This is a genomic window from Aeromonas sp. 6P, assembly GCF_051919525.1.
Classification (GTDB): Bacteria; Pseudomonadota; Gammaproteobacteria; order Enterobacterales; family Aeromonadaceae; genus Aeromonas; species Aeromonas veronii.
Genome location: NZ_JBQBEO010000002.1, coordinates 3,631,517 through 3,647,722 on the forward strand (window position 1 = coordinate 3,631,517; position 16,206 = coordinate 3,647,722).

15 protein-coding genes and 1 pseudogene are annotated in these 16,206 nt (G+C 59.5%); 10 read left to right on the forward strand and 6 right to left on the reverse strand.

What is annotated here, in order from left to right; all coding sequences use genetic code 11:
- The first annotated feature begins 255 nt into the window (after window positions 1–255).
- The 10 genes from kbaZ (at window position 256) to ACTG2J_RS16770 (ending at window position 10,219) form a co-directional block, all read left to right on the forward strand.
- Window positions 256–1,569 (forward strand): tagatose-bisphosphate aldolase subunit KbaZ, encoded by a 1,314-nt coding sequence (gene kbaZ / locus ACTG2J_RS16725; protein WP_374511708.1) that lies wholly within the window; start codon window positions 256–258, stop codon window positions 1,567–1,569.
- 12 nt (window positions 1,570–1,581) lie between these two features.
- Window positions 1,582–2,751: an SIS domain-containing protein gene (locus ACTG2J_RS16730; protein WP_204382155.1), complete on the forward strand. Its 1,170-nt coding sequence runs from the start codon at window positions 1,582–1,584 to the stop codon at window positions 2,749–2,751.
- The gene (agaV, locus tag ACTG2J_RS16735; protein WP_005335358.1) at window positions 2,751–3,224 is read left to right on the forward strand and encodes a PTS N-acetylgalactosamine transporter subunit IIB; all 474 of its coding nucleotides are present in this window, start codon (window positions 2,751–2,753) and stop codon (window positions 3,222–3,224) included. The genes ACTG2J_RS16730 and agaV overlap by 1 nt, the downstream gene beginning before the upstream one ends.
- A gap of 15 nt (window positions 3,225–3,239) precedes the next feature.
- Entirely contained in the window at window positions 3,240–4,013 is a 774-nt protein-coding gene (agaW, locus tag ACTG2J_RS16740; RefSeq protein ID WP_005354369.1) for a PTS N-acetylgalactosamine transporter subunit IIC, read from the forward strand.
- Window positions 4,003–4,881, forward strand: coding sequence for a PTS N-acetylgalactosamine transporter subunit IID (gene agaE, locus ACTG2J_RS16745; RefSeq protein ID WP_139733326.1), 879 nt, complete (start codon window positions 4,003–4,005; stop codon window positions 4,879–4,881). The genes agaW and agaE overlap by 11 nt, the downstream gene beginning before the upstream one ends.
- 48 nt (window positions 4,882–4,929) lie before the next feature.
- Complete coding sequence (gene agaF / locus ACTG2J_RS16750) at window positions 4,930–5,370, forward strand: PTS galactosamine/N-acetylgalactosamine transporter subunit IIA (RefSeq protein ID WP_439989331.1); 441 nt, start codon at window positions 4,930–4,932, stop codon at window positions 5,368–5,370.
- A complete protein-coding gene (nagA, locus tag ACTG2J_RS16755) occupies window positions 5,370–6,569 on the forward strand; it encodes an N-acetylglucosamine-6-phosphate deacetylase (RefSeq protein WP_439989330.1) in 1,200 nt (399 codons plus the stop codon). The genes agaF and nagA overlap by 1 nt, the downstream gene beginning before the upstream one ends.
- The gene (locus tag ACTG2J_RS16760; protein WP_439989329.1) at window positions 6,560–7,414 is read left to right on the forward strand and encodes a tagatose bisphosphate family class II aldolase; all 855 of its coding nucleotides are present in this window, start codon (window positions 6,560–6,562) and stop codon (window positions 7,412–7,414) included. The genes nagA and ACTG2J_RS16760 overlap by 10 nt, the downstream gene beginning before the upstream one ends.
- A gap of 104 nt (window positions 7,415–7,518) precedes the next feature.
- Window positions 7,519–8,988 (forward strand): maltose/glucose-specific PTS transporter subunit IIBC, encoded by a 1,470-nt coding sequence (malX, locus tag ACTG2J_RS16765; protein ID WP_231499775.1) that lies wholly within the window; start codon window positions 7,519–7,521, stop codon window positions 8,986–8,988.
- Window positions 8,975–10,219: a MalY/PatB family protein gene (locus ACTG2J_RS16770; RefSeq protein WP_439989328.1), complete on the forward strand. Its 1,245-nt coding sequence runs from the start codon at window positions 8,975–8,977 to the stop codon at window positions 10,217–10,219. The genes malX and ACTG2J_RS16770 overlap by 14 nt, the downstream gene beginning before the upstream one ends.
- A gap of 96 nt (window positions 10,220–10,315) precedes the next feature.
- Here the strand turns inward: ACTG2J_RS16770 and pdxJ are convergent, their stop codons facing one another.
- The 6 genes and pseudogenes from pdxJ to lepA all read right to left on the reverse strand — a co-directional run bounded on the left by pdxJ (window position 10,316) and on the right by lepA (window position 16,136).
- Complete coding sequence (gene pdxJ / locus ACTG2J_RS16775) at window positions 10,316–11,053, reverse strand: pyridoxine 5'-phosphate synthase (protein ID WP_005335389.1); 738 nt, start codon at window positions 11,051–11,053, stop codon at window positions 10,316–10,318.
- Window positions 11,054–11,137: 84 nt separating this feature from the next.
- Window positions 11,138–11,848 carry a DNA repair protein RecO gene (gene recO / locus ACTG2J_RS16780; protein WP_005335391.1) on the reverse strand — a complete coding sequence of 237 codons (711 nt, stop codon included), beginning with the start codon at window positions 11,846–11,848 and terminating at the stop codon, window positions 11,138–11,140.
- The gene (gene era / locus ACTG2J_RS16785) at window positions 11,849–12,748 is read right to left on the reverse strand and encodes a GTPase Era (RefSeq protein ID WP_042053921.1); all 900 of its coding nucleotides are present in this window, start codon (window positions 12,746–12,748) and stop codon (window positions 11,849–11,851) included.
- Complete coding sequence (gene rnc, locus ACTG2J_RS16790) at window positions 12,745–13,416, reverse strand: ribonuclease III (protein ID WP_005335394.1); 672 nt, start codon at window positions 13,414–13,416, stop codon at window positions 12,745–12,747. The genes era and rnc overlap by 4 nt, the downstream gene beginning before the upstream one ends.
- A pseudogene (lepB, locus tag ACTG2J_RS16795) lies at window positions 13,417–14,339 on the reverse strand (signal peptidase I).
- Between the two features lie 3 nt (window positions 14,340–14,342).
- The gene (lepA, locus tag ACTG2J_RS16800; RefSeq protein ID WP_005335396.1) at window positions 14,343–16,136 is read right to left on the reverse strand and encodes a translation elongation factor 4; all 1,794 of its coding nucleotides are present in this window, start codon (window positions 16,134–16,136) and stop codon (window positions 14,343–14,345) included.
- Window positions 16,137–16,206 lie beyond the last annotated feature (70 nt).

Here is a 16,206-nt window from a genome sequence, read left to right on the forward strand (position 1 = left end):
TGTAGTGAAAGATCGCTTTCACTTCGTTACGTTTGCATATTAACGCTCAGCGAAGGTGCCAAATCAAGCCTTCATTACGCTTTACCACCACTCTCCCCATCTTTACCCATCATCCACAACCTTTCGATACCTTTCTTTTTGTGATCCATCTCAAGATCTAACGACTCTTTTGTTTCGTTTTCTTTCCCTCCCTACTACCGTAAAGAAAAGAAATCGAAAGAACCTTTCCATCCGCAGCAACCAAGGAACATCAAAATGAAATCCATGCTGGCACTGGTCGAAAGACACAAACAGGGAGAACAGACCGGGATCTACGCCGTCTGCTCCGCTCACCCGCTGGTGCTGGAAGCCGCGCTGCGGCTAGCCGCCGAAGGGGATGAGCTGCTGCTGGTCGAGGCCACCTCCAATCAGGTGGATCAGTTTGGCGGCTATACCGGCATGACCCCCGCCGACTTTCGCGATCGCCTCTACGAGCTGGCGGCACAATGTCACTTTCCGGCGCAGCGCCTCATTCTGGGGGGCGACCATCTGGGCCCCAACCGCTGGCAGGGGGAACCGGCCGAGCAGGCCATGGCACATGCCGAAGATCTCATCGCCAGCTATGTCGCTGCCGGGTTCAAGAAGATCCACCTCGACTGCAGCATGTCCTGTCAGGGCGATCCCGTTCCCCTGACCGATGAGCTGGTCGCAGAGCGAGCCGCACGGCTGGCGCAGATCGCCGAGCAAACCTGTCTGGCCACTTTTGGCGAGAGCGATCTGGTCTATGTGATTGGCACCGAGGTGCCGGTACCGGGCGGTGCCCATGAAGATCTTGCCGAGCTGGCGGTCACCACGCCGGAGGCGGCGCGCCATACCCTCGAGGCCCATCAACAGGCCTTCAACAAGGCGGGGCTGGCCCATATCTGGCCGAGGGTGATCGGTCTGGTGGTGCAACCCGGTGTCGAGTTTGACCATACCCGTGTCATCGATTACCGGCCCGAAAAAGCGGCTCCCCTTAGCCGGATGATCGAAGCCTATCCCCACATGGTGTTCGAGGCTCACTCCACCGATTACCAAACTCCCGAGGCCTACCGCCAGCTGGTACGCGACCACTTTGCCATTCTCAAAGTCGGCCCAGCCCTCACCTTCGCCCTGCGCGAAGCGCTGTTTGCCCTTGCCGCCATCGAGGAGGAACTGGTGGTTGCCAAGGCCTGTTCAGGTCTGCGCAAGGTGATGGAAGAGACCATGCTGGAGCGCCCCGACTTCTGGCGCAGCCACTACCAGGGCAGTGCCAACGAGTGCCGGCTGGCCCGTGGCTACAGCTATTCGGATCGCATTCGCTACTACTGGCCCGATAGCCGGGTCGATGAGTGCTACGCCAGATTGCTGGCCAATCTGGCGGCGGAGCCCATTCCCTTGCCACTGCTGAGCCAGCATCTGCCCCTGCAGTATCGCAAGGTGCGTCAGGGCACGCTCTCGGCCAATCCCCATGACCTCATTCTCGATCAGGTGCAGGAGGTGCTGCGGCACTACGCCAGCGCCTGCACTGCGGCCTCTCGCCGCCATTCCCAGCTCGACCCCGTTGTATAAGGAGTTGCAGACATGATCCTTGGTTATCCAGAAGAGATGTTGCGCAGTGCCAATGGCCTGGCGACTGCCCGTGAAATTCGCCAGCAACCCGCCACCTGGCGCGAGACCCTCACCATGGTCGAGGAGTGCCGTCCAGCATTGACCCGTTTTCTGGCCCCCCTGCTCGCCCGGCAAGAGCTGCGCATTATCCTGACCGGGGCTGGCACCTCCGCCTTTGCCGGTCGGGCGCTCGCCCCCTATCTCTCGGCCCACCTGCATGCCCGGGTCGAGGCGATCGCCACCACGGATATCGTCACCGACCCGGCCGAGTATCTGGCCGAAGATTGCCCGACCCTGCTTATCTCCTTTGCCCGCTCCGGCAACAGCCCCGAGAGCGTGGCTGCGGTCGAACTGGCCAGTCAGCTGCTCAGCCACTGCCACCATCTGGTGCTGACCTGCAACGGTGAAGGGGCGCTCTATCGCCGCTGCCAGCAAGATGCCCACTCTCTGGCCCTGCTGATGCCGCCCCAGACCAATGATCGCAGCTTCGCCATGACCAGCAGCCTCACCAGCATGATGCTGAGCTGTCTGGCTCTCTTTCTGCCAGAGCGGTTCAACCGCCAGCGCTGCGAGCAGCTGGTCACCACCAGTGACGCCATTCTGGAGCAGATTGTGCAGCGCGTACCGGCCTGGAACGAGCCGTTGCCCGAGCGGGTCATCTATCTTGGCAGCGGCAGTCTGCAAGGGGTGGCGCAGGAGGCGGCACTCAAACTGCTGGAGCTGACCGCCGGCCGTCTGGTCGCCATGTTCGACTCCCCCACCGGCTTTCGCCACGGTCCGAAATCGGTCGTCAACGAACAGACGCTCATCGTGCTGCTCATCTCCAACGACCCTTACACCCGGCAATACGATCTGGATCTGCTGCGCGAGCTGCGAAGCGATGGCAAGGCTGCCCGGGTAGTTGCCATCGCTGACCAGCGCCATCCCGCCATCGAGGAGGGGGAGCACATCTACCTGCCCCACACTCTGCATGGCGACGATGCCCAGCTCGCCTTCTGCTACCTGCTCTATGCCCAGTACTACGCCTTCCATACCTCGCTGGGACTGGGGATCAGCCCGGACAATCCCTGCCCCACCGGTCAGGTCAACCGGGTCGTACAGGGGGTCAATATCTACCCGTTCCACCAAGAAGGAGTGCTGTGATGCCCAATATCGTATTGAGCCGGATCGATGAGCGTCTGATCCACGGTCAGGTCGGTGTCCAGTGGGTCGGCTTTGCCGGTGCCAATCTGGTGCTGGTCGCCAACGACGAGGTGGCAGAGGACCCCATCCAGCAGAACCTGATGGAGATGGTGCTGGCCGAAGGCATTGCGGTGCGGTTCTGGCCGCTCCAGAAGGTGATCGACAACATCCACAAGGCGGCGGATCGCCAGAAGATCCTGCTGGTCTGCAAAAACCCGACCGATTTCAACACCCTGGTTCAGGGAGGTGTCCCCATCTCCCGGATCAACGTCGGCAACATGCATTACGCCGACGGCAAGCGTCAAATCCACAAGACCGTATCCGTGGACGAACAGGACATCACCGCATTTCGCGCCCTGCGGGACGCCCGTGTCGAGTGCTATGTCCAGGGCGTGCCGACCGAACCGGCACAGGACATTTTCAATTTGCTCTGATTAAGGACAATTGTGATGGAAATCAGTTTGTTACAAGGTCTGCTGCTTGGCATCCTGGCGTTTTTCGCCGGACTCGACCTGTTCAACGGTCTGACCCACTTCCACCGTCCCGTGGTGCTGGGGCCGCTGGTTGGCCTCATCCTCGGCGACCTGCCCACTGGCATTCTGGTGGGCGGTACCCTGGAGCTGGTCTGGATGGGGTTGGCCCCGCTGGCGGGGGCGCAACCGCCCAACGTCATTATCGGCACCATAGTCGGCGCCACCTTCGCCATCACCACCGGGGTCAAGCCGGATGTGGCGGTCGGGGTTGCCGTTCCCTTCGCCGTGGCCGTGCAGATGGGGATCACCTTCCTCTTCTCGGTGATGTCGGGGGTCATGTCCCGCTGCGATCGCATGGCCGAAGCGGCTGACGTGCGCGGTATCGAGCGGGTCAACTACCTGGCGCTGCTGGCGCTGGGCACCTTCTACTTCCTCTGTGCCTTCCTGCCCACTTACTTCGGGGCCGAACATGCCAAGGCAGCCATCGACGTGCTGCCCGCCCGCCTCATCGATGGCCTCGGCGTTGCTGGCGGCATCATGCCCGCCATCGGTTTTGCCGTGCTGCTCAAGATCATGATGAAGAACGTCTATATCCCCTACTTCATCCTCGGTTTCGTCGCTGCCGCCTGGCTCCAGTTGCCGGTGCTGGCCATCGCCGCCGCCGCGCTGGCCATGGCCCTGATCGACTTCATGCGCACCACCACCCCGCAAGCTCGTCCTGTTCAGGAGGAAACCGAAGATGGCATCTAACAACACAGCTGCGCGGATCATCTCCAGCGCCGAACCGCACAATACCCGGCCACAATCCGACGACACCTATGAAGATCAGCAGCTTGGCGCCGAGCTGACCAAGCAGGATATCAACCGCTTTGCCTGGCGCTCCCTGCTGCTGCAGGCCTCCTTCAACTATGAGCGGATGCAGGCCTCCGGCTGGCTCTATGGATTGCTGCCGGCACTGCAGAAGATCCACACCAATCAGCGGGATCTCTCCCGGGCCATGAAAGGGCACATGGGCTTCTTCAACACCCACCCCTTCCTGGTCACCTTCGTGATGGGGATCGTGCTGGCGATGGAGCGCTCCAAGCAGAACGTCAACAGCATCCAGAGCACCAAGATTGCCGTAGGCGCACCGCTCGGCGGGATTGGCGATGCCATGTTCTGGCTCACCCTGCTCCCCATCTGCGGCGGCATAGGGGCAGATCTGGCGCTGCAAGGTTCCATCATGGGTGCCGTAGTCTTCTTCCTGCTGTTCAACGTGGTTCACTTCGGCCTGCGTTTTGGTCTGGCGCACTACGCCTACCGCATGGGGGTGGCGGCAATTCCGGTCATCAAGGCCAATACCCGCAAGGTGGGCCATGCTGCCTCCATCGTCGGTATGACGGTGATCGGCGCGCTGGTCGCCACCTATGTGCGTCTTGGCACCACGCTGGAGATCACTGCCGGTGATGCTGTCGTCAAACTGCAGGCGGATGTGCTCGACAAGCTGATGCCCGCCTTCCTGCCGCTGCTCTACACCCTGGCGATGTACGCCCTGATCCGCAAAGGCTGGAGCCCGCTGCGCCTCATCGTCATCACGGTGGTACTCGGTATCGTCGGCAAGTTCGCCGGTTTCCTCTAATCCGGAGCCGGCAGCAAGCCGGCCCCCTTTGCAGTAAAGGAACAGACTATGTTGGGCATCATCATTTGTGGTCATGGCGGTTTCGCCAGCGGTCTGGAGCGCGCCATGCTGCAGATCCTCGGCGAACAGGACGCGGTTATCGCCATCGACTTTCCCGAGAGCTCCACCACCGCCCAGCTGCAGGCACAGTGCGAAGCGGCGCTGGCAGAGGTCGACAAGGGGGATGGCGTGGTCTTCCTGACCGACCTGCTCGGCGGCACCCCGTTTCGGGTCGCCTCAACCCTCTCACTGCACCAGCCAGAGCGGGAGGTTATTACCGGTACCAACCTGCAACTGCTGCTGGAGATGGCGCTGGAGCGCGATGGCCTCAGCGCCCGTGAATTCCGCCGGCAGGCCCTTGATTGTGGCCACCGGGGGCTCACCTCGCTGGCAGATGAGATGGGTAAAGAGCGTCAGACAGATGTCGCTCTCGCCGAGGAGGGCATCTGATGACCTCACGGATCCGTGCCCGTCGCCTGCTGACCGAACAGGGTTGGCTGGAACATCAGGAGCTGACCCATGAAGGGGGCATCATCACCGCCATCGACCCCATCACGGATGGCGATCCGGCGCGAGATGTCGAGCTGCTGGTGCCTGCGCTGATCGACGGTCATGTCCACGGCGGTGCAGGCGTCGATGTCATGGATAGCGAGGACAATGCCTTGGCAACCTTGTCGATGGCCAAGGCGGCAGAAGGGGTCGGCGCCTTCCTTGCCACCACGGTCACCGCCCCACTCCCCGAGATAGAGCAAACACTTGCTCGGATTGCCGATGGCGTTGCCCGCGGCATGCCGGGCGCCGAGCTGCTCGGCTGCTATCTGGAAGGCCCCTACTTCACTCCGGACAACAAGGGCGCCCACGATCAGGCGCTGTTCCGTGAGCTGTATATTGCCGAGCTGAACCATCTGCTACAGCTGGCGCGCGGCAGCCTGAAGGTGGTCGCGCTGGCACCGGAAAAGCCCAACGCCATCGCGGCCATTCACCATCTTGCCGCAAACGGCGTGCGGGTAATGCTGGGCCACTCGGCGGCGGATCACGACACCACCATGGCGGCACTGGCAGCGGGCGCCTCCGGGCTGGTGCACTGCTTTAACGGCATGCGCGGCCTGCACCACCGCGAACCCGGCATGGTCGGTGCGGGCCTTGTCCATCCCGCAGCCTGGCTGGAGCTGATCGCCGATGGCCATCATCTCCACCCGAGCGTGCTCAAGCTCTGTCACTGCTGTGCCGGCCAGCGCCTGCTCTTGGTTACCGATGCGATGCGCGCCGCCGGTATGCCAGACGGTCACTATCTGCTTGGCAACTATCGGGTCGAGATGAAAAACGGCGTGGTACGCACCGAAACCGGCGGTCTGGCGGGCAGCACCCTCACCCTGCTTGGCGCCGTACGCAACATGGTGCAGCTGGCGGATGTGCCGCTCGATGAAGCCATCACAATGGCCTCGCTGGCACCAGCAAAGATGCTCGGCATTGCCGATCGTCTCGGTTCACTGGCAGTTGGCAAACAGGCCAACCTGCTCGCCCTCACCACTGAACTCAATCAACAACACATCTGGGTGGCTGGCCGGGAGATAAACCCGACCCAGCTCTCCTCCCTTTTCTCAGGATCTCGCGTCAATCAGGACGCTCAGGAGTCACTATGTATCTGATCTCTTCCCATGAAATGCTCAAAGATGCCCAGCGCCGCGGCTACGCCGTACCGGCTTTCAACATCCACAACCTGGAAACCGTGCAGGTGGTGGCTCGCACCGCCGCTCGCATGCGATCTCCGGTGATTTTGGCTGGCACCCCGGGCACCTATCGCCATGCCGGGGTCGACTATCTGGTCTCCATCTGTCAGGCCGCGGCCCATGAGTACCGTATCCCGCTGGTGCTGCATCTGGATCACCACGAAGACGAGCAGGACATCCACAGCAAGGTCGAAGCGGGGATTCGCTCCGCCATGATCGATGCCTCGCACTTTCCGTTTGAAGAGAACATCGAGAAGGTGCGCAGCGTGGTCACCTTCTGCCACCGCATGGGGGCCAGCGTCGAAGCGGAGCTGGGTCAGCTGGGCGGTCAGGAGGATGACCTCATCGTCGATGCCGCTCACGCCAAATTTACCGATCCGCTCAAGGCTGCCGAGTTTGTCCGCCGCACCGGTATCGACTCGCTGGCGGTGGCCATCGGTACCGCCCACGGCCTCTACAAGGAGGAGCCCCGCCTCGACTTTGCCCGCCTCGCCGCCATTCGCGAGCAGGTGGATATTCCGCTGGTGCTGCACGGCGCCTCAGGCGTACCGGAAGCCGATGTGCGCCGCTGCATCGAGCTCGGGATCTGCAAGGTCAACGTTGCGACCGAACTGAAGATCGCCTTCGCCGATGCGATGAAAGCCTTCCTTGGCTCTCATCCGGATGCCAGCGACCCGCGCCAGTATCTGGTGCCCGCCATGGCAGCCATGGAGGAAGTCGTCGAGACGAAAATCCGTATGTGCATGAGCAATAACAAGATTTGATAACAATAAAATTACGGTAACAGGTCTGGGAGATAATAATGATGGCTCGCGCATCCTTGCGAAATAAGGTATGGGAATTTGCCCAGAGTTTGGGGAAAACATTTATGTTTCCCGTCTCTCTGATGGCATTCATGGGATTACTGCTGGGAGTGGGATCATCCATTACCAGCCCCTCCACCATAGATAATTTTCCTTTTCTTGGTGGGGAATATACCCAGCTCGTCTTCAATCTGGTGGCAACCGTAGGCAGCTTCGGCTTCACCTATCTGCCCATCATGTTTGCCATCGGCATTCCGATGGGATTGACCGAAAAGAACAAGGGTGTCGCGGCCTATTCCGGTTTCGTCGGCTATATGGCGATGAATATCGGGATCAACTTCTATCTCGCCAGTACCAATCAACTGGCTTCGCCGGAAAATATCAAACTGGCGGGGCAAGCCATGGTGATGGGGGTTCAGACCCTCTCCATGGGTGTGCTGGGTGGCATAGTGTCAGGGATCGTGACCTACTTCATCCATCGCCGTTTCTATAACCTCAAACTGCACGACGCCTTCTCGTTCTTCAGCGGCTTGCGCTCCGTGCCCATTATCACTGTGCTGGTCATGTCACTGATCGGTCTCGCCATGCCGCTCTTCTGGCACTATGTGGCGCTCGGTATTACTGCGGTCGGCAACATGATCATCTCTGCCGGCTCTTTTGGCGCCTTCCTCTACGGAGTGGCCATCAACCTGCTCAAACCGCTCGGTCTGCACCACATCATGCTGGCCATGGTGCGCTTCACCCCGGCAGGAGGCACCGAGCTGGTCAATGGCGAAACCATTTCCGGCGCTCTCAATATCTTCTTCGCCCAGTTGAAAGCGGGTGAACCCATCAGCCCGGCAGCAACCGCCTTCCTGTCGCAAGGGTTTATGCCGACCTTTATATTCGGTCTGCCTGCCGCAGCGTTAGCCATGTATATGGCAGCCACGCCCGGCAATCGAACCAGAATCAAGAGCCTGATTATCTCCGGGGTACTGGTCTCTATCGTGACCGGTATTTCCGAACCCATCGAATTCCTGTTTCTGTTTGTCGCGCCGGTACTCTATCTGTTCCATGTCTTTATGACCGGCGCCGCGCTCTTTGTAGTGGCCATGTGTGGCGTCACCATCGGCAATACCGATGGCAGTGCACTCGACCTGCTTATTTTCGGCATCATGCAGGGCTGGCAAACCAAGTGGTATCTGATAATTCCCATTGGCCTCATCTGGTCTGCCATCTATTTCACCGTCTTCTACTGGTACATCAAGAAATATGACATCAAGACCCCCGGCAGGGATGAGGTCGATGATATCCAGATTGCGAAACATGACCCAGCCGTGATCCTGAGTGCCCTCGGTGGCAAGGAAAATATCGTCAGCCTGGACAACTGCGTTACCCGGCTGAGACTGGTGGTACACGATATGGGCAAGCTGCAGGAAAAGATCCTGAAACAGGCTGGCGCCCTCTCCGTCGTCAAGATCGACGAGCACAGCGTGCAGGTCATCATTGGCGCTCAGGTTCAAACCGTGAAGGATAATCTCGATGCTCTCCTGTAAAGATCGGGAGGCCCTGCGCCTCCCAACCCCCTCTGCCGACTTGCAATCCTCCCGTTTCGACGAGCTGGCAGATCGCATCAGCGACAAATGCCGCAAGTGGGATATGAAAGTGATCGAGAGCCGCTTTGGCCCCGTTCCCGCCGACAGCATTCCCATGTGGATTGCCGATATGGATTTCAAATCGCCGCCGGCTGTGGCTCGCAAGTTCAGCGAAATCATCAGCTGGGGCACCTTCAGCTACACCCACTGCATCGATGATTTCTACGAGGCGGTCATCAACTTCCAGGCCCGCCACCACAAGGTCGCGGTGGAACGGGAGTGGATCACCCTCTCCTATGGTACCGTCTCCACCCTGCACTACACGGTGCAGGCATTCTGCCAGCCGGGTGACAGCATCATCATGAACACCCCTGTCTATGATCCCTTTGCCAAGGCGACCGAAAGGCAGGGGGTCAAGGTTGTCGCCAACCCGTTAGCCCTGAACAAAGGACGATACCGGATCGATCTGGCGAAGCTGGAGGAGCAGATCATTAGCCACAAGCCCAAAATCTATTTTCTCTGCTCGCCCCATAACCCGTCGGGCAGGATCTGGAGTCAGGCCGAGCTGGAAGCCGTTGCCGACATCTGTCTGCGCCATCAGGTGTTGATGATGGTCGATGAAGTGCATGCAGAGCACATCATCCATGGCGAGTTCGTCTCCTTTCTGGCACTGGAGGAGCGTTACTGCAACAACATGATGCTGATGAGCTCGCCCAACAAGGCATTCAATCTGGGCGGATTGAAAACCTCCTACAGCATCATTCCAAATCCGCAGATAAGAAACCGCTTCAGAGCGCGCCTTGAGCAGAACTCCATCACCTCTCCCAATGTGTTCGGGCTCTGGGGAATTATCACCGCCTATAACGAGTGCGATGCATGGCTGGCCGAATTGAATCTCTATCTGAGAGAGAACTACGCCCTGCTGGCGCGCTACTTCAGGGAGAATCTGCCCGACTTCCAAGTCATGCCGATGGATGCCTCCTATCTGGTCTGGGTCAATACCAAAGGGAGCGGAATGAGCGCAAGCGAGGTGACCCGCAGGTGGGCAGTCGAAGCGGGGGTCATCATAGAAGATGGCTCCCACTACGTCAGCGATGGCGAAGAGTATGTGCGGATCAACATAGGCACCTCCCGCCAGCTGCTCGGCGAGGCGCTGCAACGTCTGGGAAGATGGGCGCAGCAGCAGGTCTGACGAGTGCGATATTCCCATCGGCAGAAACAACAAAAGGGACGCCATGGCGTCCCTTTTGTTTCATATGGCCACTGTGCGTTGCCAGTGCCCGAAGCATCAGATCCCCTGACGGGCTTCCTGCATCAGCAGGCGCATGTCGCTCACGGCTTTGGCCAGACCATCGAAGGCGGCACGACCGATGATGGCGTGGCCGATGTTGAGCTCATAGAGCTCGGGGATGGCGGCGATGGCCTTGACGTTGTGGTAGTGCAGGCCGTGACCGGCATTGACCTTCAAGCCCTTGCCAGCGGCATAGGAGGCACCGGCAGCGATGCGCTTGAACTCGGCGTTGCGCTCGGCATCTGTGGTGGCATCGGCATAACGGCCAGTGTGGATCTCGATAAAGGGGGCACCACTCTCGGCAGCCGCATCGATCTGGATGGGATCGGCATCGATAAAGAGCGAAACCTGGGCCCCGACAGCGGAAAGACGGGCAACGGCATCAGTCACCTTGTCCAGCTGACCGGCCACGTCCAGACCGCCTTCGGTGGTCACCTCGGTGCGCTTCTCCGGCACCAGACAGACGAAGTGGGGTTTGATGCGGCAGGCGATGCCGATCATCTCTTCGGTCACCGCCATCTCCAGGTTCATTCTGGTCTGGATAGTCTGGCGCAGGATCTCCACATCGCGGTCGGTGATGTGGCGGCGATCTTCACGCAGATGCACGGTAATGCCATCGGCCCCGGCCTGCTCGGCCACGAACGCGGCCTGTACCGGATCCGGATACTGGGTGCCACGGGCGTTGCGCAGGGTGGCGATATGGTCGATGTTCACACCCAGATAGATTTCACTCATTGAGAACTCCTTGAAAGGCTTCATCTGTTGACTGCGCGGTCAGCGATTCACCCCGCGCCAATATCCGTATGTCTGTAATCTGTGTCAGCCTTGCATGCTGGCTTTGCGTTTTAAAAACAGCTCCCGGCTCTTTAGCTGGCGCTTGCCCAGATAGGGTTGCAACGCCAATCGGCTGAAACGTTTGGCCGCCTGCAGCAAGGGAGGGGTATCGAAACGTCCCTCGGCAAAGGCGAGCAGGTGGGCACCGAGAAACAGGGTACGGGGATCCGGCGCCCGCTCGCAAGCAACAAAGCCCAATTCACGCTCGAAGCCATAGAGCAAGGTCGGCTCGATGGGCGACTCGTCGTCCGCCGTGTATTCGAAATCCACCGCATAGCCGAGCGCCTGCAACAGCAGGAACTCGAAGCGGCGCAGCGGCAGCTCCGGCGTCTCGCCGTCGGCCAGCGCCATGATGGCACGGGCATAGGCATCGAACACTTCAGGGAACGGGGTGTGCGCTTCCAGCAGGTAGTAAACCAGCTCGTTGAGATAGAGGCCGTAGAAGAGACGATCGCCGCCGAGACGCAGGGAGTGATCCGGGCATTCGACCTGGGTGAGGTTCTTGAGATCACCCTTGCCGCGCCAGGCGATGGTGAGCAGGGTAAAGGGTTGCAGCAACCCCTTGAGAGGGGAGCGTGGCCCGCGAGAACCGCGAGCCACCAGAGTAAATCGGCCACTATCCTGGGTGAAGACCTCGACCAGCTGGCTGGTCTCCCGATAGGGCCGACTGTGGATGACGAAAGCCGGGGTCAGCAATCAGTCGTCACCATACCCGAGGCTGCGCAGGGCGCGCTCATCGTCAGCCCAGCCCGACTTGACCTTGACCCACAGCTCGAGGTGCACCTTGTTCTGGAACAGACGCTCCATATCGAGGCGCGCCTCGGTGCCGATGGTCTTGATCTTCTCACCTTTGTTGCCGATGACCATCTTCTTCTGGCCATCGCGCTCGACCAGAATGAGGCCGTGGATGTGGTAGAGGCCGTTCTCTTCCACCTTGAAGCGCTCGATCTCCACCGTCACCGAGTAGGGCAGCTCCTCACCGGTGAAGCGCATCAGCTTCTCGCGGATGATTTCGGAGGCCATAAAGCGGGAGGAGCGGTCAGTCACGTAATCTTCCGGGAAGAAATGGACGTTTTCCGGCAGCAGATCCTTGGCCCACTCACGGATCTTCTCCACGTTGGTGCCCTTTTCGGCACTGATGGGCAGAATATGGGCGAAGTTCATCTGTTGGCCCAACCACTCGAGGTGGGGCAGCAGATCTTCTTTCTCTTTAACGTTGTCAATCTTGTTGACCGCCAGCACCACAGGGCACTTGAGATTGCGCAGCTTGCCCAGCACCATCTCGTCGTCTTTGGTCCAGTGGGTACCGTCGACCATGAACACCACCATGGCCACATCACCCAGCGAACTGGTGGCGGCACGGTTCATCAGGCGGTTGATGGCCCGTTTCTCTTCAATGTGCAGACCCGGGGTATCCACATAGATGGTCTGGTAGTTCTCCTCGGTGTCGATCCCCAAAATCCGGTGACGGGTGGTCTGGGGCTTCTTCGAGGTAATGCTGACCTTCTGGCCAAGCAGCTTGTTGAGCAGGGTGGACTTGCCCACATTCGGGCGGCCCACGATGGCGACAAAGCCGCAGTAGGTGGTATCTGTCATGACAGTTTTTCCAATGCTTGCTGCGCCGCGGCCTGTTCGGCCTTGCGACGGCTGGTGCCGACCCCGACGAGGGGACCATCCAGACCTTCCACGTCACACTGGACGGTGAACTCCTGGTTGTGGGCCTCGCCCTTGACATTGGTCACGGTGTAGGTCGGCAGGGATTTGCGGCTTCCCTGCAAAATTTCTTGCAGACGGGTCTTGGGATCTTTCTGCTCGATGCCCGGCTTGATCTCTTCCAGGCGGCTGGCATACCAGCTCAGCAGCAGTGTCCGCACCGTCTCAAGATTGGTATCCAGATAGACGGCACCGATCACCGCCTCGACCGTGTCGGCCAGAATGGATTCGCGGCGAAAACCGCCGCTCTTGAGTTCGCCGGGACCGAGGATCAGGTGATCACCAAGGTCAAACTCCCGGCCCAGTTCGGCCAGGGTCTTCTCGCGCACCAGGGTGGCGCGCATCCGGCTGAGATCCCCTTCCGCCGCTTGCGGGAAGCGGTGGAAGAGATCGTCGGCAATCACCAGACTCAAAATCGAGTCACCCAGAAATTCCAGTCGCTCATTGTGACGGGAACCGGCGCTGCGGTGAGTCAGCGCCCGGGTCAGTAGTTCCAGATCCGCAAAGACATGCCCGAGACGGGACTGCAGTCTGTTCATCTTGATATTCATTTACTTGATTCCGCCAATGCGGTTGAAGCGCACACCTGTCGGTACCCAACTTGGCAGCAGGGAGCCTTCTTCGCGCTCAAATTCAAAACTTATCCAGATAGCGACCGCCTTGCCGACCAGATTCTGCTCGGGCACAAAGCCCCAGAAGCGGCTGTCGGTGCTGTTGTCGCGGTTGTCGCCCATCACGAAATACTGGCCTTCCGGTACCACCCACTCGTCGGGGTAGGTGCCGGGCTGGCGATAGTAACGGCCAACCATGTCGGGCATCAGCGGATTGCGCAGGGTCTCGTGGGAGACATCACCCAACTGCTCGGTATAGCGGTCAAGGGGGATCCCCATCTGGGTAAATTCGCCTCTTTGTTCAAACTTGACGTCGAGCTTCTTGAAGCCCGGGCACGTTTTCCCTTCCTGCTCCTCGCACTTGGGCCGGATCATCAGCTCCTTGTTGCGATAGATAACCCGATCACCCGGCATGCCGACCACCCGCTTGATGTAGTCAACGCGCGGTTCAAGGGGATACTTGAACACCACCACGTCGCCACGCTTGGGCTCGCCAGTCTCAAGGAACTTGGTGTTGGTCACCGGGTCCCGCAGACATAGGCAAATTTTTCCACCAGGATGAAGTCGCCCACCAGCAGGGTGGGCATCATGGAACCTGACGGGATCTGGAACGGTTCAAAAATGAACGAACGCAGGATCAGCACAAAGGTGATGACCGGGAAGACCCCAGCGGTCTGTTCAATCCAGACCGGTACGGGGGCGACCTTGGCCAGGGTCTTCTCATCCAGGTGGGCACCGCCATGGGCACGAGCCACGGCAATCTTGGCGGCGCGCTGCTTGGACCAAATCATCTTGTCCAGACACCAGATAACACCGGTGATCGCGCAGACCACCACCAGGATCAGGGAAAACGTGCTTGCCATCTATTAATCCTTTCCGACGTGGAGAATCGCGAGGAAGGCTTCCTGCGGCACGTCGACACGGCCGAGGGACTTCATCCGCTTCTTACCTTCTTTCTGCTTGTTCAGCAGTTTCTTCTTACGACTCACGTCACCACCGTAACACTTGGCGGTTACGTCTTTACGCAGAGCCTTGACGGTGCTGCGAGCGATGATCTGGTTGCCGATGGCCGCCTGAATTGCGATATCGAACATCTGGCGCGGGATCAGCTCACGCATCTTCTCCACCACCTGACGACCGCGATACTGGGCGTTGTCCTTGTGGGTGATGATGGCCAGGGCATCGACGCGCTCACCGTTGATCATGATATCCAGACGGACCATGTCGGAGGTTTCGAAACGCTTGAAGCCATAGTCCAGCGAGGCGTAACCGCGACTGGTGGATTTCAGACGGTCGAAGAAGTCGAGCACCACTTCCGCCATCGGGATTTCATAGGTCAGCGCCACCTGCTTGCCGTGGTAGACCATGTTGGTCTGCACGCCACGCTTCTCGATACAGAGGGTGATCACATTGCCCATGTACTCCTGCGGCAGCAGGATATGACACTCGGCGATCGGCTCGCGCATCTCCTTGATGCTGGTGATGGCAGGCATCTGGGCCGGGCTGTCGATATGGATAGTGGAGCCGTCGGTCAGCTCGATCTCGTACACTACGGTCGGCGCCGTGGTGATCAGATCCAGATCGTATTCACGCTCCAGACGCTCCTGAATGATCTCCATGTGCAGCATGCCGAGGAAGCCACAACGGAAGCCGAAGCCCAGCGCAGTGGAGCTCTCCGGTTCGAAGAACAGGGAGGCATCGTTCAGGGAGAGCTTGTCGAGGGCGTCACGGAACGACTCGTAGTCATCGCTGGAGATGGGGAACAGACCCGCATAAACCTGCGGCTTCACCTTCTTGAAGCCAGCCAGCGCCTTGTCGGCACCGTTCTTGGCCTGAGTCAGGGTATCGCCCACCGGCGCGCCGTGGATGTCCTTGATGCCGCAGACAACCCAACCTACCTCGCCGCAACCCAGACCCTGGGTATCCACCTGCTTGGGCGTAAAGATACCGATACGATCGACACCCCATACCTGACCGGTGCTCATCACCTTGATCTTGTCGTTCTTCTTCAGGGAACCGTTCTTGATCCGCACCAAAGAGACAACGCCCAGATAGGAGTCGAACCAGGAGTCGATGATCAGCGCCTGCAGCGGGGCATCCGGGTCACCTTCCGGCGCCGGGATCTTGGCGACGATCTCTTCCAGCACAAGATCAACACCCAGACCAGTCTTGGCGGAGCAGCGCACCGCATCGACCGCGTCGATACCGACGATGTCTTCGATTTCCTCGGCAACCCGCTCGGGTTCTGCGGCCGGCAGGTCAATCTTGTTCAGCACCGGCACCACTTCCAGATCCATTTCCATGGCGGTATAGCAGTTGGCCAGAGTCTGTGCCTCAACCCCCTGGCCGGCATCCACCACCAGCAGCGCCCCTTCACAGGCCGCCAAAGAGCGGGAGACCTCGTAGGAGAAATCCACGTGGCCCGGGGTGTCGATAAAGTTCAGCTGGTAGGTGTTACCGTCTTGTGCCTGGTAGTTCAGGGTCACACTCTGTGCTTTGATGGTAATGCCGCGCTCGCGCTCCAGATCCATGGAGTCAAGCACCTGAGCCTGCATCTCGCGGTCGGACAAGCCACCGCAAGTCTGGATCAGACGGTCCGACAGGGTCGATTTACCGTGGTCGATGTGCGCAATAATCGAAAAGTTACGAATGTGTTTCATCGAGCAAGAGTCACTCAAAATTAGTTAAGGTCAGTTATGGAGGCGCGATTTTACTGGATAACCCGGCTGA

What these genes read in the sequence shown, in the direction of transcription:
- kbaZ (WP_374511708.1), top strand. Translation starts at nt 256, where the DNA reads ATGAAATCCATGCTGGCACTGGTCGAAAGACACAAACAGGGAGAACAG.
- ACTG2J_RS16730 (WP_204382155.1), top strand. Translation starts at nt 1,582, where the DNA reads ATGATCCTTGGTTATCCAGAAGAGATGTTGCGCAGTGCCAATGGCCTG.
- agaV (WP_005335358.1), top strand. Translation starts at nt 2,751, where the DNA reads ATGCCCAATATCGTATTGAGCCGGATCGATGAGCGTCTGATCCACGGT.
- agaW (WP_005354369.1), top strand. Translation starts at nt 3,240, where the DNA reads ATGGAAATCAGTTTGTTACAAGGTCTGCTGCTTGGCATCCTGGCGTTT.
- agaE (WP_139733326.1), top strand. Translation starts at nt 4,003, where the DNA reads ATGGCATCTAACAACACAGCTGCGCGGATCATCTCCAGCGCCGAACCG.
- agaF (WP_439989331.1), top strand. Translation starts at nt 4,930, where the DNA reads ATGTTGGGCATCATCATTTGTGGTCATGGCGGTTTCGCCAGCGGTCTG.
- nagA (WP_439989330.1), top strand. Translation starts at nt 5,370, where the DNA reads ATGACCTCACGGATCCGTGCCCGTCGCCTGCTGACCGAACAGGGTTGG.
- ACTG2J_RS16760 (WP_439989329.1), top strand. Translation starts at nt 6,560, where the DNA reads ATGTATCTGATCTCTTCCCATGAAATGCTCAAAGATGCCCAGCGCCGC.
- malX (WP_231499775.1), top strand. Translation starts at nt 7,519, where the DNA reads ATGTTTCCCGTCTCTCTGATGGCATTCATGGGATTACTGCTGGGAGTG.
- ACTG2J_RS16770 (WP_439989328.1), top strand. Translation starts at nt 8,975, where the DNA reads ATGCTCTCCTGTAAAGATCGGGAGGCCCTGCGCCTCCCAACCCCCTCT.
- pdxJ (WP_005335389.1), bottom strand. Translation starts at nt 11,053, where the DNA reads ATGAGTGAAATCTATCTGGGTGTGAACATCGACCATATCGCCACCCTG.
- era (WP_042053921.1), bottom strand. Translation starts at nt 12,748, where the DNA reads ATGACAGATACCACCTACTGCGGCTTTGTCGCCATCGTGGGCCGCCCG.
- rnc (WP_005335394.1), bottom strand. Translation starts at nt 13,416, where the DNA reads ATGAATATCAAGATGAACAGACTGCAGTCCCGTCTCGGGCATGTCTTT.
- lepA (WP_005335396.1), bottom strand. Translation starts at nt 16,136, where the DNA reads ATGAAACACATTCGTAACTTTTCGATTATTGCGCACATCGACCACGGT.